The 21,186-nt window shown below is 73.7% G+C and carries 22 protein-coding genes; 9 read left to right on the top strand and 13 right to left on the bottom strand.

Annotation, left to right across the window (positions count from 1 at the left end; translation table 11 throughout):
• The first annotated feature begins 14 nt into the window (after nucleotides 1–14).
• The gene (locus tag ACFYYT_RS24955) at nucleotides 15–947 is read left to right on the top strand and encodes an alpha/beta hydrolase (RefSeq protein WP_351826337.1); all 933 of its coding nucleotides are present in this window, start codon (nucleotides 15–17) and stop codon (nucleotides 945–947) included.
• Here ACFYYT_RS24955 and ACFYYT_RS24950 read toward each other — a convergent pair.
• Both ACFYYT_RS24950 and ACFYYT_RS24945 read right to left on the bottom strand, forming a co-directional pair.
• Nucleotides 944–1,171, bottom strand: a complete 228-nt coding sequence (locus ACFYYT_RS24950; protein ID WP_351826336.1) for a ferredoxin — start codon at nucleotides 1,169–1,171, stop codon at nucleotides 944–946. The genes ACFYYT_RS24955 and ACFYYT_RS24950 overlap by 4 nt on opposite strands.
• Entirely contained in the window at nucleotides 1,168–2,373 is a 1,206-nt protein-coding gene (locus ACFYYT_RS24945; protein WP_388609294.1) for a cytochrome P450, read from the bottom strand. Before ACFYYT_RS24945 ends, ACFYYT_RS24950 begins: the two co-directional genes overlap by 4 nt.
• A gap of 99 nt (nucleotides 2,374–2,472) precedes the next feature.
• Here ACFYYT_RS24945 and ACFYYT_RS24940 point away from each other — a divergent pair, with 99 nt between their 5' ends.
• On the top strand, nucleotides 2,473–3,096 hold the full coding sequence (locus ACFYYT_RS24940; RefSeq protein ID WP_351826334.1) for a TetR family transcriptional regulator: 624 nt from the start codon (nucleotides 2,473–2,475) through the stop codon (nucleotides 3,094–3,096).
• Between the two features lie 76 nt (nucleotides 3,097–3,172).
• On the opposite strand, the gene ACFYYT_RS24935 is transcribed toward ACFYYT_RS24940, so the two are convergent.
• Entirely contained in the window at nucleotides 3,173–3,604 is a 432-nt protein-coding gene (locus ACFYYT_RS24935; RefSeq protein WP_351826333.1) for a pyridoxamine 5'-phosphate oxidase family protein, read from the bottom strand.
• Between the two features lie 248 nt (nucleotides 3,605–3,852).
• On the opposite strand from ACFYYT_RS24935, the gene ACFYYT_RS24930 reads away from it, so the two are divergent.
• Entirely contained in the window at nucleotides 3,853–4,593 is a 741-nt protein-coding gene (locus tag ACFYYT_RS24930) for a hypothetical protein (protein ID WP_351826332.1), read from the top strand.
• Between the two features lie 72 nt (nucleotides 4,594–4,665).
• On the opposite strand, the gene ACFYYT_RS24925 is transcribed toward ACFYYT_RS24930, so the two are convergent.
• Nucleotides 4,666–6,036, bottom strand: coding sequence for an FAD-binding oxidoreductase (locus ACFYYT_RS24925; RefSeq protein ID WP_351826331.1), 1,371 nt, complete (start codon nucleotides 6,034–6,036; stop codon nucleotides 4,666–4,668).
• 306 nt (nucleotides 6,037–6,342) lie between these two features.
• On the opposite strand from ACFYYT_RS24925, the gene ACFYYT_RS24920 reads away from it, so the two are divergent.
• On the top strand, nucleotides 6,343–7,302 hold the full coding sequence (locus ACFYYT_RS24920; protein ID WP_351826330.1) for a D-2-hydroxyacid dehydrogenase family protein: 960 nt from the start codon (nucleotides 6,343–6,345) through the stop codon (nucleotides 7,300–7,302).
• A gap of 12 nt (nucleotides 7,303–7,314) precedes the next feature.
• Here the strand turns inward: ACFYYT_RS24920 and ACFYYT_RS24915 are convergent, their stop codons facing one another.
• Both ACFYYT_RS24915 and ACFYYT_RS24910 read right to left on the bottom strand, forming a co-directional pair.
• Entirely contained in the window at nucleotides 7,315–8,148 is an 834-nt protein-coding gene (locus ACFYYT_RS24915) for an SDR family oxidoreductase (RefSeq protein WP_351826329.1), read from the bottom strand.
• 177 nt (nucleotides 8,149–8,325) lie between these two features.
• A complete protein-coding gene (locus tag ACFYYT_RS24910) occupies nucleotides 8,326–8,820 on the bottom strand; it encodes a hypothetical protein (RefSeq protein ID WP_351826328.1) in 495 nt (164 codons plus the stop codon).
• A 154-nt stretch (nucleotides 8,821–8,974) separates the two neighbouring features.
• Here ACFYYT_RS24910 and ACFYYT_RS24905 point away from each other — a divergent pair, with 154 nt between their 5' ends.
• From ACFYYT_RS24905 to ACFYYT_RS24890, 4 genes are all read left to right on the top strand, one after another.
• On the top strand, nucleotides 8,975–10,504 hold the full coding sequence (locus ACFYYT_RS24905; RefSeq protein ID WP_351826327.1) for an alpha/beta fold hydrolase: 1,530 nt from the start codon (nucleotides 8,975–8,977) through the stop codon (nucleotides 10,502–10,504).
• A 44-nt stretch (nucleotides 10,505–10,548) separates the two neighbouring features.
• On the top strand, nucleotides 10,549–11,256 hold the full coding sequence (locus tag ACFYYT_RS24900; protein ID WP_351826326.1) for a response regulator transcription factor: 708 nt from the start codon (nucleotides 10,549–10,551) through the stop codon (nucleotides 11,254–11,256).
• Entirely contained in the window at nucleotides 11,256–12,584 is a 1,329-nt protein-coding gene (locus tag ACFYYT_RS24895) for a HAMP domain-containing sensor histidine kinase (RefSeq protein ID WP_351826358.1), read from the top strand. Before ACFYYT_RS24900 ends, ACFYYT_RS24895 begins: the two co-directional genes overlap by 1 nt.
• A gap of 140 nt (nucleotides 12,585–12,724) precedes the next feature.
• Complete coding sequence (locus tag ACFYYT_RS24890; RefSeq protein ID WP_351826325.1) at nucleotides 12,725–14,299, top strand: oleate hydratase; 1,575 nt, start codon at nucleotides 12,725–12,727, stop codon at nucleotides 14,297–14,299.
• Nucleotides 14,300–14,320: 21 nt separating this feature from the next.
• Here ACFYYT_RS24890 and ACFYYT_RS24885 read toward each other — a convergent pair whose 3' ends face one another.
• From ACFYYT_RS24885 to ACFYYT_RS24875, 3 genes are all read right to left on the bottom strand, one after another.
• On the bottom strand, nucleotides 14,321–14,983 hold the full coding sequence (locus ACFYYT_RS24885; RefSeq protein WP_351826324.1) for an NAD(P)H-binding protein: 663 nt from the start codon (nucleotides 14,981–14,983) through the stop codon (nucleotides 14,321–14,323).
• Between the two features lie 149 nt (nucleotides 14,984–15,132).
• A complete protein-coding gene (locus ACFYYT_RS24880) occupies nucleotides 15,133–15,408 on the bottom strand; it encodes a hypothetical protein (RefSeq protein ID WP_351826323.1) in 276 nt (91 codons plus the stop codon).
• 197 nt (nucleotides 15,409–15,605) lie between these two features.
• A complete protein-coding gene (locus ACFYYT_RS24875) occupies nucleotides 15,606–17,027 on the bottom strand; it encodes an alpha/beta hydrolase (protein ID WP_351826322.1) in 1,422 nt (473 codons plus the stop codon).
• Nucleotides 17,028–17,157: 130 nt separating this feature from the next.
• Between ACFYYT_RS24875 and ACFYYT_RS24870 the strand changes: the two genes are divergently transcribed.
• Nucleotides 17,158–17,715 carry a pyridoxamine 5'-phosphate oxidase family protein gene (locus tag ACFYYT_RS24870; RefSeq protein ID WP_351826321.1) on the top strand — a complete coding sequence of 186 codons (558 nt, stop codon included), beginning with the start codon at nucleotides 17,158–17,160 and terminating at the stop codon, nucleotides 17,713–17,715.
• 43 nt (nucleotides 17,716–17,758) lie between these two features.
• Here the strand turns inward: ACFYYT_RS24870 and ACFYYT_RS24865 are convergent, their stop codons facing one another.
• The 4 genes from ACFYYT_RS24865 to ACFYYT_RS24850 all read right to left on the bottom strand — a co-directional run bounded on the left by ACFYYT_RS24865 (nucleotide 17,759) and on the right by ACFYYT_RS24850 (nucleotide 21,143).
• Nucleotides 17,759–18,421 (bottom strand): spherulation-specific family 4 protein, encoded by a 663-nt coding sequence (locus tag ACFYYT_RS24865; protein ID WP_351826320.1) that lies wholly within the window; start codon nucleotides 18,419–18,421, stop codon nucleotides 17,759–17,761.
• The gene (locus ACFYYT_RS24860) at nucleotides 18,418–19,338 is read right to left on the bottom strand and encodes an NAD-dependent epimerase/dehydratase (RefSeq protein WP_351826319.1); all 921 of its coding nucleotides are present in this window, start codon (nucleotides 19,336–19,338) and stop codon (nucleotides 18,418–18,420) included. Before ACFYYT_RS24860 ends, ACFYYT_RS24865 begins: the two co-directional genes overlap by 4 nt.
• A gap of 7 nt (nucleotides 19,339–19,345) precedes the next feature.
• Complete coding sequence (locus ACFYYT_RS24855; RefSeq protein WP_351826318.1) at nucleotides 19,346–20,059, bottom strand: nucleotidyltransferase family protein; 714 nt, start codon at nucleotides 20,057–20,059, stop codon at nucleotides 19,346–19,348.
• Nucleotides 20,060–20,141: 82 nt separating this feature from the next.
• Complete coding sequence (locus tag ACFYYT_RS24850; RefSeq protein ID WP_351826317.1) at nucleotides 20,142–21,143, bottom strand: GDP-mannose 4,6-dehydratase; 1,002 nt, start codon at nucleotides 21,141–21,143, stop codon at nucleotides 20,142–20,144.
• Nucleotides 21,144–21,186 lie beyond the last annotated feature (43 nt).

The raw sequence follows: 21,186 nt of genomic DNA, 5'->3' as shown, positions 1-21,186 counted from the left end.
GGGAGGCTGGGGGTATGCGAAGGCGAGCGCCCGGCGCGGTGGCGGCCGTGGTGGCCGCCCTGCTGCTGGTGGCGGCCGCGCCCGGGCCGGACGGCGCGGACTCCGGGCGGCGGGTGGACATCGGCGGCGGCCGGAGCCTGTATCTGCGCTGCGCCGGCTCCGGGAGCCCGACGGTGGTGCTGCTGTCCGGGCTGCACGAGGCCTCCGACCCCTGGTCGCTGACCGATGCGTCCCCGCCCGTGCCGAAGTCCCCGGCGGTGCTGCCGGGCGTGGCCTCCTTCACCCGGGTGTGCACCTACGACCGCCCGGGGACCATCCGCTACACGGAGCCGCCGCGGCTCACCGACCGCAGCACGCCGGTACGGGGCACCCGGAGCCTGGCCGCCATGGTGCGGGACCTGGACCGGGTGCTGACCGCCGGGCACGTACCGGGCCCGTACGTGCTGGTGGGGCACTCCTTCGGCGGGATGCTCGCCCTGCGGTACGCGCAGGAGCACCCGGAGCGGACCCGCGGGCTGGTCCTGGTCGACGCCCTCGGGCCGGGGCTGAAGCCCGCGATGGGGGCGCGCTGGGGGGCGTACGTCGAGGCGCTCAGGCATCCGGGGACGCCGTTCGACGCCGACCCGGCCTTCGAACAGGTGGACATCGACGGCGGAGTCACCGCCCTCGACCGGGGCGGCCCGCTCCCGCCGGTCCCGGTCGCGGTGCTCAGCAAGACCGCGCCCTTCGCGGCGCCGCCCACCATGGACAAGGCCCTCCTGGCGAAGCTGGAGGCGGCCTGGCCGAGGGCCCAGCAGGCCCTGGTGGACCTGCGTCCGCAGACCCCGCACCTGCTGGCCACCGGCAGCGACCACTACGTCCAGCTCCACGACCCGGACCTGACGACCGCCGCCGTCCGCCTGATCACGACCCGCGCCACGACCCCGCGGGCGGGGGAAGCGCCCTAGTCCGGGCGGGGGCCGATCACGGTGGCGCCGTCGTGGACCGTGATGGCCTGCGCCGGGCACATGTCGGCGGCCTCCAGGATCCGTTCCTCCGGGGCGACCCGGTCCGTGCGCGGCCGGGCGTGGTCGTCCTCCAGTGCGAAGATCTCGGGCGCGGTGCCCGCGCAGATGCCCGACCCCATGCACAGGCCGGCGTCGACCCGTACGGTCCAGTTCACGGCGCTCACCACCCCACCGGCATGACGCGCGGCCCGCGCACCAGCATCTCGCTCTTCCAGGTGATGTCCCCGGCGAGCTCCAGCCCTGGGAAGCGCCGCAGCAGCGCCCCCAGCGCCTCCTGGAGTTCCATGCGGGCCAGCGGGGCGCCCAGGCAGTGGTGGACGCCGTGGCCGAAACCCAGGTGCTGGTTGGAGGGACGCCGGATGTCCAGGACCCCCGCGGCGGTGAAGCGCAGCGCGTCGCGGTTGGCGGCGCCGGTCGCGACGAGCAGCGGGTCCCCGGCCTTGACGCGGGTGCCGCCGATCTCGATGTCCTCGGTGGCGTAGCGGGCCTGGCCGGCCCCGCTGCCCAGCGGTACGAACCGCAGCAGTTCCTCCACCGCGGCCGCGATCAGGGCCGGCTCGCGGCGCAGCAGGGCGAGCTGGTCCGGGTGGTCGAGGAGGGTGAGGACGAAGTTGGGGATCTGGGAGGCCGTCGTCTCGTGTCCGGCCACCAGGACCGCCACGCACAGGTCGATGAGCTCCAGCTCGGAGAGCCGGTCGCCGTCGGCGTCCCGGGCTTCGATGAGGGCCGTCATCAGGTCGTCGCGCGGGTCCTGGCGGTGCGCCTCGATCAGTCCGGCCATGTAGGCGCGCAGTTCCTCGCGATTGGTGTGGAACTCCTCGGCCGTGAGCGAGCTGGTCGAGAGCGCCGCGTCACTCCACACCCGGAAGCGCGGCCGGTCCTCGACCGGTACGCCGAGCAGCCGGCAGATCACGGCCACCGGGACGGGCAGCGCGTAGCGGTCGACGAGGTCTGCCGGGGGCCCGGCCGCCTCCATTTCGTCGAGCAGTCCTTCGGTGAGCGCGCGCACCTGGGGCCGGAGCTTCTCGACCTGCCGGACGGTGAACGCCTTGGCCACCAGGGAGCGCAGCCGGGTGTGGTCGGGCGGGTCCATGCCCAGGATGCCGCTGTCGGTGCGGCCCTCGGACTGGCGGGGCTCGTCGTGGGCGGCGCCCGCCGCCCGGCTGAACCGCGCGTCGCCGAGCACGAGGCGGGCGTCCGCGTAGCGGGTGACCAGCCAGGCCGGTTCGCCGTACGGCATCTGTACGCGTAACAGCCCGGGCCGGTCGCGGACGCGCTCGTACTCCTCGGCGAGCTGAAGTCCCTCGGCGGTGTTGAAAGGGTAGGCGAGGGGGGTGGTGCCGATGGTCGTCACTGCGGCCTCCATCGTTGTAAGCAGCTGCTTACAACCTAGGACGGGCCACCCCGCCGGTCAACGACGCTTTGTGGCCGTTATCCTGACGGGCCTTCCGAGAGGACCATCAGCGTGGACGAATCCCCGCGCCCGCAGCCCGCGGAGCGCCCCCGCAACGCCGCGGCCACCCGTCTGAGGCTGCTCGACGCCGCGGGTGAGCTGTTCGCCGAGCGGGGCTACGAGCGGACCACGGTCCGGGCGATAGCCGAGCGCGCCGGAGCCAACCAGGCGCTCCTCTTCCGCTACTTCGGCTCCAAGCACGGGCTGCTGACGGAGGTCGTCGCCCGGGGCGGCCTGGAGCAGCTGCACACGACCGCGCCGGAGGACCTCTTCGAGACCGCCCTGCGTTCGATGCTCACCCGCAGCGCCCCGGGGGCCGACCGCTCGCTGGAGGTGTACCTGAGGTCCGTCGGCCGGGGCGACGAGGCGACCGCGACCCTGCGCGAGCTGGGCGGGGAGTACCAGAAGGCGCTGGCGGGCCTCGCGCCCTCCGCGGACGGCGCCCTGCGCGCCGATCTCGCCATGGCCTGGCTGCTGGGCATCGGCCTGATGCGGACGGTCGCCGCCCGCGAGCCTCTGGCCAGCGCCGATCCGGACGCCGTGTGCCGGCTCGTCCTGGCCACCCTCGACCGCTTCTGGACCGTGCCGGACGACGGCCCCGGGGCCGCCGCCCCCACCGGTCCGGAGGCGGGCTGACCGGCGGGGCCCCGCTCCGGGAGGCGGGTGCGGGAGCCGGCCCGGGTGCGGGAGAGGGTCCGGGCCGCCGTCTTCGTCAGACGGTGCCGAGGTCCGAACTCACCCACCGCTGCGGACGCATGTGGATCACGACCTGCTCGCCGTGCTCCTTCCACGCGAAGTCGACGTAGCCCTCGACCTTCTCCGCCGGCAGGTACCGCGAGGACATCTCCACCAGCTGCTCGCGCGTGGCCGGGACGGTGGAGACGACCGGCCCCTCGACCGACACGTACCGGATCGTGGGCTCCAGCCGGTCCACCATCAGGGCGAACCGGCCCGCGGCCCGGATGAGACCGGCCTTGCGCGAGTCCCGGCCGGTCATGATCCAGATGTCCTCGCCGGGCGCGTACTGGTACCAGATGGGGACCGTCAGCGGCGCACGGTCCCCCTCCGCTCCCCCGTTCACCGCGAACGCGGCGACGTGGGGCTCGGCGAGGAACTGCTCACGTTCGGTACGGGACAGGGCCACGGCACGCTCCTTCGACGGGGGATCCCCCCGAGGGACCCCTGCTCTTCTCCCCATGAACCCTGCCCCGTCGGGCGCTCCTCTCCCGCGCCTCACCCGCCCGGCTCACCCCGGCGCGGCGCGGTGGCGAATCCTTTCCCCGGTACGACTGATCCACCCGTGCGGGTGGGCCCGCTGCCGCGCGCCGGGCCGGGCGGCGGGAGCGCCCCTATAAAGGGCCCGTCATGTTGATCAACCGATGGGTCCCCACCATGCTGCAGACCGCTCTCCGGCTGCTCGCCGCCGTCTCCCTCGTCTCCGTCGCCGGCCTCACCCCGGCCACCGCCGCACCGGCCGCGCCGGCCTCTTTGACCGCTCCGGCCGCCCCCGTCGCGCCCGTCGCGCTCGACGACGAACTGACCAAGCCCTGCGGGCCGACCGTCGAATACCGCCCCTGGGACTGGTACCGGACGACGACCAACAGGGCGATCGACCGCGACGTCGCGGCCGGCGCCGCCGACGAGCGCTGGCAGTGGCGCAGCGACGTCAACGTCCTGTGGCGCGGTGACACCCGGGAGACCGTCGAGGAGATCTTCGGCACCGGCTTCACCCCGCGCGGCGACCAGCTGACCCCGCTCGCCGAGTACATCGTCAAGGGCGGGGGCCAGAGCAGCGCGCACCTGAGCACGAGCTGCGAGAAGTGGGTGGCCCAGAAGTTCGCCACCTACGGGAGCGCGAAGACGGGCTGGGTCTACGAGATCTACGCGCCCGGCGGCATCGACGTGAACGCCACGGCCCGCCTGAACGGCTACAACTCGCCGTACCTGTGGAACAAGGAGATCGACTTCCCCGGCGGCGTGAAGGGCCAGTACATCAAGGGCGCCTGCAAGTACCGCCTGAGCCACACCGACCCGGTCACCAAGGTCAGCACCTTCGAGGAGCTCGGCTGCAAGAACAACGCCGGTTTCGCTCCGTACAAGGTCGACGTGCGCGCGCTCGGCGCCGCGCTCTGAGGGATCCGTCGCCGGGCCGCCGGGTGCGCAGGACCTGGTCCGGGCAGCCGGGGCCCGACGGACGGCACGGCCTCAGGGCTTGATGTTCTGGTTGAGGTGGAACAGGTTGTCCGGGTCGTAGGCGCGCTTGACCGCCACGAGGCGCTCGTAGTTGCCCTTGTAGTTGGCCCGGATGCGCTCCTGGTCGTCGCCCGCCATGAAGTTGACGTAGCCGCCCTCCTCCGAGTGCGGGGCGGTCGCCTCGTAGTACTCGCGGACCCAGGCCGTGTTGGCCTCGTTGTCGGCCGGGTCGGGCCACATGCCGGCGATGACGGTGGCGAAGGAGGCGTCCCGGTAGGCGAAGGCCGTCGCGTCCGCCGGGACGTCATGGCAGGCGCCGTTGATCGGGTAGATGTGGACCGTCGAGTTCACGGCGGGGACCCGGGGGCCGTGCCGCAGGTGCGCCTCGATGGCCTCGTCGCTGAGCTCGCGGACGAAGTTGGCCTTCCAGTAGTGCTGGAGCCCGGGTGGGACGAGGCCGTCGAAGGCGCTGTTCAGCGCCGGGTAGGGCATGGGGCCGACGTGCTCGGCGACCACGGGCGCGAACGCGTGCAGCGGCTCCAGCGCCCGCTCGCCCTCGTCGAGCGGGCCGGCCCAGCAGGCCACCATCAGGATGAACGGCTGTCCGTGCCGGTCCTCGGGGATGAACGGCAGCGGCGGGGCGATCTGGAAGGCGGGGAAGCAGCCGAGCTCGCGGGGCGCGTCGGCGATGAGTTCGCGGAAGCCGCGCAGCACGGCCGCGGCGTCGTCCAGTTCGTACAGGATGGGCCCGCCGTAGATGTCCCGGACCGGGGCCAGGCGGAACTGGAGCGAGGTGACCGCCCCGAAGTTGCCGCCCCCGCCGCGCAGCGCCCAGTACAGGTCCTCGTGCTCGTCCTCGCTCGCGACCAGCAGCCGGCCGTCCGCGGTCACCACGTCCGCCGAGACCAGGTTGTCGCAGCTCAGACCCTGTCCGCGGCAGAGGTAGCCGATGCCGCCACCCAGGGTGAGTCCGGCGACACCGGTGGTGCTGATGATTCCGCCGGTCGTCGCCAGGCCGAAGACGTGGGTGGCCGCGTTGAAGTCGCCCCAGGTGGCTCCGCCCTCGGCGCGCGCCGTGCGGTCGCCGGGGTCGACGCGGACCCCGCGCATCCCGGACAGGTCCGCCACGACGCCGTCGTCGCAGGTACCGAAGCCGGGCACGCTGTGGCTGCCGCCGCGGACGGCGAGGTCCAGCCCGTTCTCCCGGGCGTAATCGACCGTCGCCATGACGTCCGCGGCGCCGGAGCAGCGCACGACGACCGCGGGCTTGCGGTCGATCATCGCGTTGTAGACCTTGCGCGCCTCGTCATAGGCGGCGTCCTCTGGGGTGACGACCGCACCGCGCACCCGTTCGCGCAGCTGGTCGACGGAGATCTTTCCCATGGCCGACGCTCCTCGCGCCCGCACCCCGCACCGGCGCCGTCCGCCGGGGGACCCGGGCCTCTCCTTTCACGCTACGCCGATGGAGCCAGCCCTCAAGCCGGGCCCCGGTTCGTACCTCCGGGTGGTGCGCGGGACGGGGCCGTCGGCGGGCGGCGGGCGGGCCCGGCCAGGCCCTACGCCTCGTGACGACGCGGGCCGGCCCGCGAGCCTGGGGAAGATCACGCTCCGGGCCCCTCCTCCGAAGCCCTCGGCGGGTGTGATGACAATGAACGCCTGAGACCGCCTGATGCCTGTGAGGGTGACGCGATGAAACTCCGCTGTGCCGTGCTCGACGACTTCCAGTCCGTGGCCACCGAGGTGGCCGACTGGGGGCCGGTGGCCGACGAGGTCGAAGTGGTCTGCTTCTCCGAGCACTTCGACTCCGAGGACGCCCTCGCCGAGGCGCTCGCCGGTTTCGAGATCGTCGTCACCCTGCGCGAGCGCGTGCCGTTTCCCGGCAGCCTGATCGCCCGGCTGCCCGGGCTGCGGCTGCTCGTCGCCTCCGGCATGCGGAACTCGGTCATCGACTTCGAGGCCGCCGCCCGGCACGGCGTCACCGTGTGCGGGACCGCCAGCGCCTCCACCCCGCCCGTCGAGCTGACCTGGGCACTCCTGCTCGGGCTGGCGCGCGGGATCGTGCCCGAGTCCGCCGCCCTGCGCGCCGGCGGGCCCTGGCAGTCGACCCTCGGCGCCGACCTGTACGGGCGCCGGCTCGGGCTGCTCGGGCTCGGGAAGATCGGCGAACGGGTGGCGCGGGTCGGGCTCGCCTTCGGAATGGAGGTGGTGGCCTGGAGCCAGAACCTCACGAAGGAGCGGGCCGACGAGGTGGGGGTGACCCTCGCCGCCTCCAAGGAGGAGCTGTTGCGGACGAGCGACTTCGTCTCCGTGCACCTCGCGCTGGGCGAGCGTACGCGGGGGCTGATCGGCGCGCCGGAGCTCGCCCTGATGCGCCCGACCGGCTACCTCGTCAACACCTCCCGGGCCGCCATCGTCGACCAGGACGCGCTGCTCGCGGCGCTGCGCGGGGGCACGATCGCCGGGGCGGGCCTCGACGTGTTCGACGTCGAGCCGCTCCCGGCGGACCACCCGGTGCGGACGGCGCCGCGCCTGCTGGCGACCCCGCACCTGGGCTACGTGTCCCGCGGCAACTACGCGACGTACTACGGGCAGGCGGTCGAGGACATCCGGGCGTACCTCGACGGCGAGCCCGTACGGGTGCTGGGCTGATCCCGGCGGCCGTCAGGCGGGGACCGGGCCCTGGGTGAGGACCCGGGCGGCGGCGAACTCCTCGCGCGCCTCCTGCTCGGCCAGTTCCAGATATCCGTACGCGTCGTCGCCGACCGGGATCCGCAGCGGCGTGGGGGCGTGGGCGGCGACGATGGCCAGCACCCGGGCCGCGAAGTCCTCGGGGCGGCCGGTCTCGGGGTTGTCCGCGAGGCCGCGGGAGCCTTCGAGCATCTCGCGGTTGGTGGCGTCGTAGGCGGGCACCCGGTGGCGCGCCTCGGTCAGGGAGGTGCCGTAGCGGGTGGCGAACATGCCCGGTTCGAGCACGGTGACGCGGATGTTGTGCGGGGCGGCCTCGACGGCGAGGGCCTGGCTCATGCCTTCGAGGGCGTGTTTCCCGGCGGTGTACGCGCCGAGGCCCGGGAGGGCGATCCGGCCCACGATGGAGGAGACGTTGAGGACGTGGCCGTGCCCTTGGGCCCGCATCAGCGGAAGCACGAGCCGGGTGAGCCGCCAGGGGCCCACGACCAGGGTCTCCAACTGGTCGCGCAGTTCGGCGTCCGAGACCTCCTCGACCGCGCCGAAGAGTCCGACGCCGGCGTTGTTGACGAGGACGTCGATGCCGCCGAGGCGGTCGGCGGCGGTGCGGACGGCTGCCTCGCAGGAGGCGGCGTCACGCAGTTCGAGCGGGACCGGGACGATGCGTCCGGGCCAGGCGGCGGCCAGTCGCTCCAGGTCGGCGGTCTTGCGGGCGGTGACCACCAGCTCGTCCCCGGCCCGGGCCGCGGCGGTGGCCAGTGCGTGCCCGAGGCCCGAGGAGCATCCCGTGACCAGCCAGCGTCTTCCCATGTTTCCCCCGTGATGAACGAGTCGAGCCGGACCCGCCGGTGGCGGCAGTCCATGGTCCGGGCGCCTCCGGCCCGCGGCCATCCCTCGCGCGGGGGCGCGCGGAGGCGATACGGGCGCACGATCGGGCGCGGGTCGTGTACCGCGCCGGTAGCCCGGGCGAGGGCTCGGGGGCGCGGATCACAGGTAGGCGAAGAAACGAATCCACCACGTCGGGGGGTACTCCGGCGGGTAATAGGAGACGAGGTCGCTGTCGCCGTCGTATCCCGTCACGAGCAGGTGCGCCGGGATGGCGGTGTAGCCGAGGGCTTCGAGGTCTTCCTCGACGCGGATCCGGTCGGTGGCGTGAAAGAGCTCCCGCTCGTCCTCCTCGTCGTAGCTTCCGGGATCGCCCAAGCTCACGACGGCCAGGTTCCCGAAGTTGCTGAGGGTCACGGTGATGTGGTCAGCGCTGTCCGCGGCGGCTTCCGGAATCACGATCGTCCCGTAGAGACTGGCGTCCTGGGCCTGGCCGTCGACGGCACAGGTGCACCGGAACCGCGCATCCAGACGGGCTGCGAGCCGCTCGAACCGTGCTCGGGTGGCGTCGGCGTCGTAGCCGCGGGGGAACTCCATGTGCTGCGGGTCATCGAGTCGTCTGAGCAGAACCCAAGCGCTCTGGTCATCGAGGGGCATGGAGGTCCTCTCTCCGGCGTCGGATCGGTCGGGCTCCTCGCGGGACGGTGCCCGCCCTTTCTTACACGTCTTTGCCGCCGCTCTTTCCCCTCCCTGTCACGGGCCCGGCAAGGTCGTGCCCACACAGCGGGACGGACGGACGGAAGGTACGGGCATGACGACTTTCACGAGCGGGGCACGGCGGACGGGGCTGGTCGTGGGCACCATGGCCCTGCTGCTTTCGGCTCTGCCGTCGGCGAGCGCCGCCGCCGGCCCGGCCGGGGGCGGCCCTCGGTGGTGTCCCTCCGTGGCGGGGCACCGGGTGGACTGCGGCGCGCTGCGACGCCCGCTGGTGGCGGGCGAACCCGCGCTCGGCACGGTCGGCGTGAGTTACGCGGTCGTGCGCCACCGGGGTCCGGGCGCCGCCCGGGGAACCGTCGCCGTGAACCCCGGCGGTCCCGGTGAGGTCGCCGTCGACAAGGCCGGGGAGTTCGCCGCGGGACTGGAGGGGCTGCTGGAGGACCACGACCTGCTGCTCGTCGACCCCCGGGGCACCGGCCGGTCCGAGCGGATCCCGTGCGGGGTCACCGACGCCGAGTACCGCCTCGGGACCCGCCGGGAACAGCGCGACGCCGTCGCCCGCTGCGCCCGTACCCTCGGACCCCGGGCCCGGGGCTACACGACCGCGGCCACCGCCGACGACATCGACGCCGTCCGGGCCCGGCTCGGCGTACCGCAGCTCAGCCTCTACGGCCTGTCCTACGGGACCTACCTGATGCCGGTGTACGCGAGCCGGCACCCCGAACGCGTGCGCAACATCGTGCTGTCGGGGGCCTACCCCCACGACTTCGACCCGCTGGCCCGGCCCGCCGCGCAGGCCGTGTCGCTGGCCCTGCGCCGGGTGTGCGAGCGTTCCGTCCCCAAGGCCTGCGACGGGGACGAGGCCGTGCGCGACCTCGCCACCACGGCCGGACGGCTGCGGGAGCGGCCCCTGACCGTGCCCGTCTCCGCCGGCGGCACGACGTACCGGGAGCTGTTCACCGAGGGCAAGCTCGCCAACCTCCTGTACGAGGCCGCCAGCCGGGGCGCGGGCATGGCGCCGGCCGAGCCCTCCCTGCTCGGCAACGTGCCCCGGGCGCTCAACCGTTTCGTCAAGGGCGACACCGGGCCGCTGCGCGAGCTGGTGCGGGAGGAGGGTTCCTCGGGCAGCGCCGAGGACCAGGCCCCGTACATCGCGGTGGTCTGCAACGACTACCGCAAGGCCTGGGCGGCGGACGCGCCGCTGCCCGTGCGGTGGCAGCAGTACCGCAACGCCCTCGCGGGCGCCGGGCAGGGCGGGTTCGGGGCGTTCGGCGGCCGGGGGTTCAACGAGGGGCCCACGGACGGCGGGGACGTCTGCATCTCCTGGCCCCGGGAGAACACGGCGCGCCCGCAGCCCACGGACCTGCGGCTGCCCGACGTCCCGGTGCTGGTGCTCTCCGGGGACCTGGACGCCAACACCCCGGACGCGAACGGCCGTCAGGCGGCGGCCAGGTTCCGCACCGCCGCCTTCTTCTCGGTGCTCAACGTGGGGCACGTGCCCGAGCTGGAGCCCAGTGGCTGCGTCACGGGCGTCACCAGCCACTTCCTGCGCACCGGGACGCCCGGTGACACCGCCTGCCTCACGGGTCTGGCGCCGATCTCCGTCGCTCCCGTCCGAGGCTGAGGGCCGGCGGCGTGGGCGCGGCCGCGAGCGGCGAAGATGATCACATGACCGAGGTGAGCGAGAACCCCCGTACGGTGCTGGTCGTCGAGGACGACCCCGGTGTGCGCAGCACGCTGGACCAGCTGCTGCGCTTCGAGGGGTACCGCGTGCTCCTGGCGTCCGACGGGCTGGAGGCCCTGGCGGTGCTCGGACGGGAGTCCCCCGACCTGGCGGTGGTGGACGTGGTCATGCCCGGTCTGGACGGCCTGGCGCTGTGCCGGATGCTGCGCCGGCGCGGCGACCGGCTGCCCGTCCTGGTGCTGACGGCACGGCACCAGATCGGTGACCGGGTCGCCGGTCTGGACGCGGGCGCCGACGACTACCTCTCCAAGCCGTTCGCCACCGAGGAACTGTTCGCCCGCATCCGCGCACTGCTGCGCCGCACCGCCGACGGCCCGGACCCCGCGGCCGGCGAGGTGCTGGCCGTCGCGGACCTCGCCCTGGACCCGGGGGCCCGGCGGGCGCACCGCGGCTCCCGGCCGCTGGACCTGACGAAGACCGAGTTCGACGTGCTGGAACTGCTGCTGCACCACCAGGGGGCGGTCCTCACCCGTACGCAGATCTACGAGCGCATCTGGGGCTACGACTTCGACACCACCTCCCGCTCCCTCGACGTCTACATCGGCTATCTGCGCCGCAAGACCGAGCAGGACGGGGCGCCTCGGCTGATCCACACCGTGCGCAACGTCGGTTTCACCGTCCGGGCCGCGTGATGCTGCGCGCCAAGATCACCCTGGTCGTCGTCGCGGCCGCCGCGCTCGCCATGACGCTCGCCGCCACCCTGTCGTACCGGGGCGTCAGCGACGTCGTCGCCGAGCAGTTCGACCACGCGCTGGAGGACCGCGCGGTGACCGTCGCCGCCCTGCTCGGCGTCTCTCGCACTCCCCCGGTCCGGCCGGACACGACCGAGCAGGTGCTGGGCGCCGAGGGGGCCGTGCGGCCGCTGGATCCGGGCCGGGCGGCGCTGCCGGCGCCCGAGTCGGCGCTGGCTGTGGCGCGTACGGGGCGGGGCAGCGCCCGCGAGGACATCACCGTCGACGGGGCGGAGTACGGCGTCCTGACCGTGCCGCTGGCCGGTGGGGGCGCCCTCATGGTCGCCCAGCACTACGCGGGGGCCGAGCGGATCGACCACGCGTTCCTGTGGCGCGTCCCGTGGACGACCGTCGCAGCCACCGCCCTGTCGGCGCTGCTGAGCTGGCTCGCCCTGGACCGGATCCTGCTGCCGGTGCGCCGTCTGGCGCGGGTCACCCGGGACATCACCGGCACCCAGGACCTCAGCACCCCGCTGCCGCCCGCCGGCCGGGACGAGATCGGCCAGCTCACGCGCAGCTTCGCCAGCATGCTCGGCGCCCTGGGCCGCTCCCGCGCGCAGCAGCAGCGGCTGGTCCAGGACGCCAGCCACGAGCTGCGCACCCCACTGACCTCGGTGCGCGGCAGTGCGGAGCTGCTCCAGCGGGGGCGCGGCCGGCTCGCGCCTGAGGACGAGGAGCAGATCCTCGCCACGCTGGTCACCGAGGCCGCCGCCCTCGACACCCTGGTGCGCGAACTCGTCGACCTGGCCACGGACCGGTCCACCGAGGAGGATCCGGCCGAGGTCGACCTGCCCGCCGCCGCCGAGGAGGCCGCGGACCGCTGCCGGCGGCGCACGGGCCGGACCGTCACGGTGACCGCCGGCGGGGCCGTCCCGGTGCGGGCCCGGCCCCGGGCGGTGCGGCGCTGCGTGGACAACCTGCTGAGCAACGCGCTGAAGTTCAGCCCCGGGGACACCCCCGTCGGCGTGCACATCGAGGGCACCCGGCTGTCCGTGCGCGATCGCGGTCCCGGTATCGCGCCGGGCGAACGTGATGCCGTCTTCGACCGCTTCTACCGCGGGCCGCGCACGCAGGCGGTGCCGGGCTCCGGCCTCGGGCTGGCGATCGTCCACGACCTCGTCACCGCCGACGGCGGGACCGTCTTCGCCACGGCCGCGCCCGGCGGCGGCGCGGAGGTGGGCTTCCGTCTGCCGCCGCACGACCGGGCGGCGCGCCTCCCGGCGGGGTGAGACCGCCGGGCAGGCGTTGGGCGGCGCGGCCATGCGGGCGACTTGGGTCCGCGTACCGCGTCCCGGACCGTCAGGCGGGGAAGCATCGGCCTCGGACCGTCAGGCTGGAGCGGTCCGAGGTCTGCGACCGAGGACGGCACATGGCGAAGGCGTATCTGGTGGGCGGCGGGATCGCGTCGCTGTCCGCGGCGGCGTTCCTGATCCGGGACGGCGGCTTCGCCGGGCGGGACATCGTCATCCTGGAGGAGCAGGACCGCGAGGGCGGCAGCCTCGACGCGGCCGGGTCCCCCGGGACGGGCTACACGATGCGCGGCGGGCGCATGTTCGAGATCCACTTCGACTGCACCTACGACCTGCTCGGGTCGATCCCCTCCCTGGACGACCCGTCGAAGTCGGTCACCGAGGACACCTTCGCCTTCCACGAGGACTTCGCCTGGGACGACCGGGCCCGGCTCGTCGACGCCGGGGGCCGGGTGGTGCCCGCCCACTCGATGGGGTTCTCCGAGCGGGACCGGCTCGAACTGGTCAAGTGCGTCGCGACGCCGGAGCACACGCTCGACGGGAAGCGGATCAGCGACTGCTTCGGCGAGGGCTTCTTCACCACCAACTTCTGGTGGATGTGGTGCACGACCTTCGCCTTCGAGCCCTGGCACAGCGCGATCGAGTTCCGGCGCTACCTCAACCGCTTCGTCCACCTCTTCAAGACCTTCGACTCGATGTCGGGGATCTACCGCACCCGGTTCAACCAGTACGACTCGATCGTGCGGCCGCTCGTGAAGTGGCTGACGGAGCAGGGCGTGGGCGTGCGGCTGGGCACCCGGGTGACCGATCTGCGGCTGGCCGCGGGCGCGGCCCTGACCGTCGAGGGCATTTCCTGGGAGCGGGCCGGCGAAGGGGACGAGCGGGGCGAGATCCCGGTGGGTCCCGACGACCTCGTCCTGGTGACGAACGGTTCGATGACCGCGGACTCCGCCCTGGGCGCCACGGACGCGGCGCCCGTCCCCGACACCTCGCGCCCGGCGGGCTCCTGGCAGCTGTGGCGGACGCTCGCCGCCAAACGGCCCGGGCTGGGCGACCCGGCCGTTTTCGACTCCTCGGTGGCGGACTCGACCTGGGAGTCGTTCACCGTCACCACGAAGGACCCGGCCTTCTTCAAGCTGATGCAGGAGTTCAGCGGGAGCGAGGCGGGCAAGGGCGGCCTGATCACCTTCAAGGACTCCTCCTGGCTGCTGACGATCGTCCTCAACCACCAGCCCCACTTCCGCGACCAGCCCGAGGACACTTTCGTGTGGTGGGGGTACGCGCTCTTCCCCGGGCGCGACGGGGACCACGTCAGGAAGCCGATGACACGGTGCACGGGCCGGGAGATCCTGGACGAGGTGCTCTCCCACCTGCGCTTCGAGCAGCGTCTCCAGATCCTCGACAGCTCGATCGTGATCCCCGCCCTGATGCCGTACATCACCAGCCAGTTCCTCGTCCGCTCGCGCGGGGACCGGCCGCAGGTGGTTCCCGAGGAGTCCACGAACCTGGCCTTCATCGGCCAGTACGCGGAGGTCCCCGACGACGTGGTCTTCACCGTCGAGTACTCCGTGCGCACGGCGTGGACGGCGGTGGCCGGGCTGCTCGGTCTCGACCGGCGGCCGCCCCCCGTCTACAAGGGGCAGCACGATCCGAAGGTGCTGGTCGAGGCGTTGCAGACGCTCCACCGGCGCTGACCGGGCACCGCGTCCGCCGCGTCAGCGGCCGGCCAGGGCGGCGATGTCGTCGTAGACGTGGACATGGGTGCCGGGGGCGGCGCCGGCCAGCGACTCGATCATGGCGGCGGCGAGGCGGTCCGCCGTGATCGGACGGTACGGGCGCAGCGGTCCGGCCAGGAGCGGGGTGAGCAGCGGGGCCAGCGCGATCACGGCCCCTTCGGCGGGGCGGCGGTCGGCGCGCTCGCCCAGCAGGAGGGAGGGCCGGAAGATCTCGGTGCTCTCGTAGCCGAGGGCGCCGACCTCCCGTTCGGTGTCGCCCTTGACGCGGAGGTAGAAGGCACGGGCCGTGGGGTCGGCGCCGGTGGAGGAGCACAGGGCGATGCGGTGCGCTCCGGCCGTGCGGGCGAGAGCGGCGACGGTGACGGTGTAGTGCTGGTCGATCCGCCGGAAGGCCTCTTGCGACCCGGCCTTCTTGATGGTGGTGCCCAGCGTGCAGTACACGTCGTCGACGGGGGGCACCGACGAGCCGTCGAGGGCGTCGAAGTCCACGAGGCGGAGGTCGAGCTTGCCGTCGGTCCGCGAGGGCGGCCGGCGGGCCAGGACGGTGACGCGCCCGTAGCGGGGGTCGGCGAGCAGCCGGTCCAGCAGGCGGGTGCCGACGAGGCCGGTGGCTCCGGCCAGCAGGGCGGTACGGGTGGCCATGGCGGGGGCCTTTCGCGGCGGGGCACGCAGGGTGCCGGGTTGGGCCGATGACCCCGGTGGCCCCGACCCCGTCCAGGATGCCGTACCGCGCGGGGGAGGGCGGCCGCCGCCCCGGGCCGCCCCGCCGGGTACGGCGCTCGCGGCGCGGGCTACTCGGGGGCCACCCGGCAGGCGGACACCGCGGTCCCGTTGGTCACGCCTCCCGCGGCGAGGCCGGAGACGCACCGCGCGTGGTCGCCGGTCAGACCGACGTAACAGGCCATCTTGACGGAGTCCGGGGCCTCGCCGCCGTGGAGCTCCCGTTCGACCTGGTTGATGCAGGCCGTGACGTCCGCGTGGGCGGCGGGGGCCGCGAAGGCCACGCCGCCGAGCGCGAGGGTCAGGCCGGTGAGGACGCCTGCGAAACGGGTCGTCGACGTGCGCATGGACGCACCTGCTCTCCGGGTTCGGGATCGTCGCGGCCCGGGACGGGGGCGTGCCCGATCCGCGTGGGGGCGCCGGGCACACGGCCCGGCCGGAAGTTCCCCTCCCCTTCCCCCTCCGCCCCTCCTCCTTCGACGCTAGAACAGCCTCCGGCCGCACGCACCCCCTGGGGCCTCGCCCGGGCCCTGCGGTGGCGGGGTCAGCGGCCCGGCAAGGTGGCCTGGAGCCAGTCGAAGACGACCTCGCAGTGCAGTTGCGGGGCCATCGGGGAGCAGTGCAGCTGGGCGCCCTCCGCCGCGGTCAGCTTCAGGTAGTCCTTGGGCGCGGTGAGCTGGTCGTACAACTGGCGCGGCTGCCCCGGGTAGAACTGCTCGCCGTCGTAGTCCAGGACCAGGGTGGGCGCCTTGATGCGGCCGACGACGGAAGTGATGGTGAGCGCCCGGATACGGGTCGCGGGGGTGTAGAAGTCGGTGAACAGCTTGCCCTGGCGGGCTTCGAGCATGGCCTCGGCGGAGAACGGCTCGAACCGCTTCTTCATCACGGCGGCGGCGTCCGGCGGCAGTCCGGGCACGACCTCCTTGTTCCAGATGTCGTTCGTCCGCTGCTTGTCGGGCGTCAGGATCTGCCGGATCTCCTGCGGGAAACCGAGCCACGGCTCCACGCAGCCCGGCATCGCCACCAGGGCGGCGATCCGGTCGTCGAAGGCGGCGGCCCGGGGGGCGAGGTCACCGGCCATGCTCAGACCGGTCAGGGCGATCCTGCTGTTGTCCACGTCGGGGCGGGCGGACAGCCAGTCGATGAGGGGGCCGACGACCTTCTCCCAGGTGGGGGTGAACACCACGCGGTCGACGAAGAGCAGCTGTCCCTGGCCCGGGCCGTCGTAGACGAGCGCGTTCCAGCCCCGTTCGAGCGCGGCCGGGACGCCGTACGTCCACATGTCGACGTTCTGTCCGTCGCTGCCGTTGGTCAGGATCACGGTCGGGCGGGCCGTGTTCGACTCGTCGGGACGGAAGAACCACACCGGCAACGGCGTCGAGCCGTAGGGGACGGTGGCCTTGACCGCGGCCGGCTCGCACAGGTCGCAGAAGGCGTCCCAGGCCCCTCGCCCGGCTCTGTAGAGCGCCTCCTCGCTGCCCGGATCGCCGGAGCCGAGGACGAAGAACAGCGCCTGTCCGTAGTACTGGGCCGCGCGCAGGGCCCGGAACCGCCTGCTCTGGTCGTCGGCCGGGGCGCCGGGGGGCGCCTTCAGGAGCCGGTCCCCGAGCCCCCGGAAGGTGTCGACGTAGCTCTGCGCGGAGAGGCCGGCCCCGTTGATCGCGTTCACGGCGGTGAGGACCTCGCCGACCTCGGCGGCTCCGGCGCCGCAGGCGCCGAGCGCCAGCAGGCCGTTGAAGTTGTACGCCGGGTCCTTGAAGAGCGTCATCACGCCGGGGGTGGGGCCGGCCGCGGCCCGGCGGGGCGACGCGGAGCCGCCGGGGGTGGCCCCCGGCGTGGCGGGGGCACCGGCGGGAGCGCAGCCCGCGGCGAGCACCGCCCCCGCTCCGGCCCCGGCCCCGGCCCCGGCGACGAGCAGGGAACGGCGGGTCGGACCGGGCTCGCGATCGATCGGTACGCGTGTCATACCAGCCGAACGTAGCCCCGCCCCGGCGGGGCGACACCCGGGCTGAGCCGAACGGCCCAGCCCGGCCGGGCGCGGCGCCGGGTCCCGGCGGGGGACGGGGGCCACCATGGGGCGGAGGAAGGAGACCGCCATGCCTGCACAGGGTTCCGCGAAGCGGCCCACGACCGAGCTCGACGGCCGCTACAGCTCCGCGCTGCATCCGCGCCCGGGCGCGGAGGACGTCACCGCCACCGACTGGGACGAGGCCCGACGGCACCTGGAGGGCGCCGAGATCTTCTGGGTGTCCACGGTGCGGCCCGACGGCCGGCTGCACGTCACTCCCGTGATCGCCGCCTGGCACGAGGGGGCGCTGTACTTCTCCACCGGCGGCAGCGAACAGAAGGCGAAGAACCTGGCCCACGACGGGCACTGCGCGCTGACCACCGGAGGGAACTCGCTCACCGAGGGGCTGGACCTCGTGGTCGAGGGCAGGGCCGAACCGGTCACCGATCCGGCCCTGCTGGAGGAGGTGATCACGGCGTACGAGACGAAGTACGGGGCGCACATCACCTCGCCCGAGGGCACCTTCCACGGGATCGGGGAGGCGTTCCGCACGGGGGACGTGGTGGTGTTCGCGGTGGCCCCGGACACGGCGTACGGCTTCGGCCGGGACGACGGGGTGTACTCCCACACGCGATGGACCTTCTGACCGGCGGCCCCGTACGGGGTCACCGGCGGCGGCGGATGGGCCGTCAGGGCTCCGCGCCGGTGAGGGCCGGGCTGGGCTCGCTCCACGGGTTCGGCAGCACCCCCGTGACCGGGCCGCAGACGGCCGCGCCGCGCTCGCCGGCGGTGCGCACGGCGAGCGGGACGAGGGCCTCGGGGACCGCGTAGACCAGGTGGCAGAAGCGCTCCGGTGGATGGCGGCCGGTCCACCCGGGCCGGCTGAAGGCCGACACGTACGTGGCCCAGTCCCCCTCGAACGTCACGACCAGGTCCGCCAGGCGCAGGTAGCCCGGCTCGGGGTGGACGCCCGGGTTCAGGACGACCGTCGTCGCGCCGAGCCCGCGCAGCGAGCGCACCAGGCGGCGGCAGCCCCGCAGCCCCGGCCGGTCCGCCGTCACCCGGTCGAGGAAGACTCCGTCGACCCCGTACCACTCCCGGTAGCGGAGGAACTCGTAGTTGGCCTCCGCTCCCTCCCGGTCCCCGTACGCGGTGTCGACGTAGCCCAGCAGCCGGGCGCCGGCCCCGCGCAGGGCGGCGGCCGCCGCCGTGTACGCGGGATCGGCGCGGGGGCCCGGACCGCTCGCGGGGTTGAGCACCACCGCGTGGGTCCGGGCCACGGCCCCGATCAGCCGGGCCCAGGCCCCCGGGTCCTCCGCCGGGTGGACGTACAGCGGAACGAGCAGGCTCATGCCACGTGGCTGCCGTCGCGGGCGTCCGCCGCCTCCCACAACGAGGCGACCATGTCGTCCAGTCGCAGGGCCGGGTGCCATCCCAGGGCCGTGGCCGCGGCGGTGACGTCGGAGCATTGCCAGGACACCTGGGCCGAGCGGACCGAGCCGGCCGCACCGCTCGTGTCCTCCTCGATCCGGCCCCGGAACTCCGCCCGGCGGGCCAGCCCGCGCACCAGGTCGCGTACGGGCACGGCGTCACCGGAGCTGATGTTCAGGACGGGCGGCAGTGGCCCGGGTGCGGTGACCGCGAGCTCCACCGCCCGGGCCACGTCCCGTACGTCCACGAAGTCGCGGTACGCGGACAGGTCGCCGAGCCGCAGGACCGCCGCCGGATCGGGGCCGGCCGCGCGCAGCAGGCCGGTGATGCGGCCGGGCAGGCCGCCGGCCGGCGCGCCGGGACCGACCGGATTGCCCACGCGCAGGACGACCCCGTCCACGCCGGAGGTGTTCACCGCGACGGTGCCGGCCAGTTTGGTGGCCCCGTACGGGGTGACCGGGCGGGTGGCCGCCGACTCCCCCACCCGGACGCCGAACGCGCCCGGGCCGTACTCGGCCGCCGAGCCCAGGTGGACCAGGCGGGCCGCCGGGGCGGCTTCCCGCAGGGCCGCGCACAGGGCGGCGGGGCCGCGGGCGTTGACCTCGGCGAGCGTGACCGGGTCGCCGCCGGTCGCGCCCGCGCAGTTGACCACGGCGTCGGGGGCGGCGGCCGCCAGCGTCGTGACGAGCCGTTCGGGACGGTCGGCGGCGAGGTCGATGCGGACCTCCGCGCCGGGCGAGCGCCCGGCGCGGAGGACCCGTACCGTCGGCAGGGCGCGCAGCCGCTCGGCGACGTGCGCGCCGAGGTAGCCGGTGTGCCCCAGGACGAGGATGCGCATGACGTGCTCAGGCTCCCTTGAGCAGGAGGGACTTGCGGCTGGTGAACTCGGCGTTGGCCCGGTCGTAGTCGTCGGGCCGTCCGATGTCGAGCCAGTAGCCGTCGAAGTCGTAGGCGTGCGGCGGATTCTGGGTCTTGAGGAGGTCGAGGACGAGCTCGTCGAAGCCGAGCGGCAGGCCGGCGGTGTAGCCGTCGAGGGTGTCGCGGCTCAGCCCGTACACGCCCATGGACACGCGGTAGTCCATGCTGGGCTTCTCGGTGAAGCCGACGACGCGGCTGGCGTCGGTGGTCAGCACTCCGAAGTCGATGTGCACCTTGCGCGGGTACGTGGCGATGGTGAGCGGGGCCTGCGAGGCCTCGTGGGTGCGCAGTACGTCGGCGTAGTCGAGGTCGGTGAGGACGTCGCCGTTCATGACGAGGAATCTTTCGGGGAGCCGGTCGCGGAGGTTCAGCAGCGGGCCCATGGTGCCGAGCGGGCTCTCCTCGGTGGCGTAGTCGACGGCCATCCCCCACTGCGAGCCGTCGCCCACGTAGGCGCGGATGATCTCCCCCAGGTGCCCGATGGCGATGGTGCAGCGGGTGAACCCCGCGGCCGACAGCTGGCGCAGGACTATTTCGAGGATGGCGTGCTGGTCGCCGATGGGAACGAGGGGCTTGGGCAGCGCGGTCGTGTACGGCCGCAGCCGGACGCCCTTGCCGCCTGCCAGGATCACTGCGTACATGAGGAGTTCCTCCATCGGTCGGGTGATGAGCCGGGGTGGGGGGACAGGGAACGCATGGGGGGTGTGGGGACGGCGGGCGGCGTCAGACGTTGTAGATGCCGGTCTTGTAGCGGGCCAGGTTCGCCGGGTCGCGGAAGAACTCGACGGTGCGCGCCAGTCCCTGCTCCAGGCTGTGGGCGGGCTCCCAGCCGGTGGCGGCGGTGAGCCTGCTCGCGTCGGCGACGAGCCGCATCACCTCGGAGGCGGCGGGGCGCAGCCGCTCGGCGTCCTCGCGCACCTCGATCGGGACGTCCATGACCTTGCCGATCAGGGAGACCAGGTCGCCGACCGAGATCTCGGTGTTGGTGCCCGCGTTGAAGGTGCGGCCGACCACCTGCCCGGCGGGCGCGGTACCGACCGCGAGGAAGGCGGCGGCGGTGTCCTTGACGTAGCTGAAGTCGCGGGTGGGGCGCAGGTCTCCGAGGGTGATGACGCGTTCCCCGGCCGCCACCTGCCCGATGACGGTGGGGATCACCGCGCGCATCGACTGGCGCGGCCCGAAGGTGTTGAAGGGGCGCAGGGTGACCACCGGGGTTTCGAAGCTCGCGTGGTAGCTGTCGGCGAGCCGGTCGCCGCCCGCCTTCGAAGCGGCGTACGGGGACTGCGTGTTGATGGGGTGGTCCTCGGTGATCGGGACGGTCTGCGCGGTCCCGTACGTCTCGCTGGTGGAGGTGTGCACCAGTCGGGGCGTGCCGAGGGCGCGGACCGCTTCGAGCACGTTGAGGGTGCCGGTGACGTTGGTGTCCACGTAGCTGTGCGGGGCCCGGTAGGAGTACGGGATCGCGATGAGGGCGGCCAGGTGGTAGGCGCAGTCGGCGCCTTCGAGCAGGCCGCGGACCGAGCCGGGGTCGCGGACGTCGCCGAGGACGATCTCCACCTGGTCCAGGACGTCGGGGTCGAGGGTCTCCAGCCAGCCGTACGAGGAGAAGGAGTTGTACTGGGCCATGGCCCGGACCCGGTAGCCGCGGGCGACCAGGGACTCGGTGAGGTGGGACCCGATGAAGCCTTCGGCTCCGGTGACGGCTGCGAGCGGTGCGGAGGTCAAGCGACCTCTCCTTTCGGTGGGTGGTGCGCAGGCGTGCGGGCGG

Source organism: Streptomyces sp. NPDC002032 (assembly GCF_042890765.1).
Classification (GTDB): Bacteria; Actinomycetota; Actinomycetes; order Streptomycetales; family Streptomycetaceae; genus Streptomyces.
The sequence above is the reverse complement of the archived record's forward strand: the minus strand, read 5'-3'. Positions and strand labels throughout refer to the sequence as shown.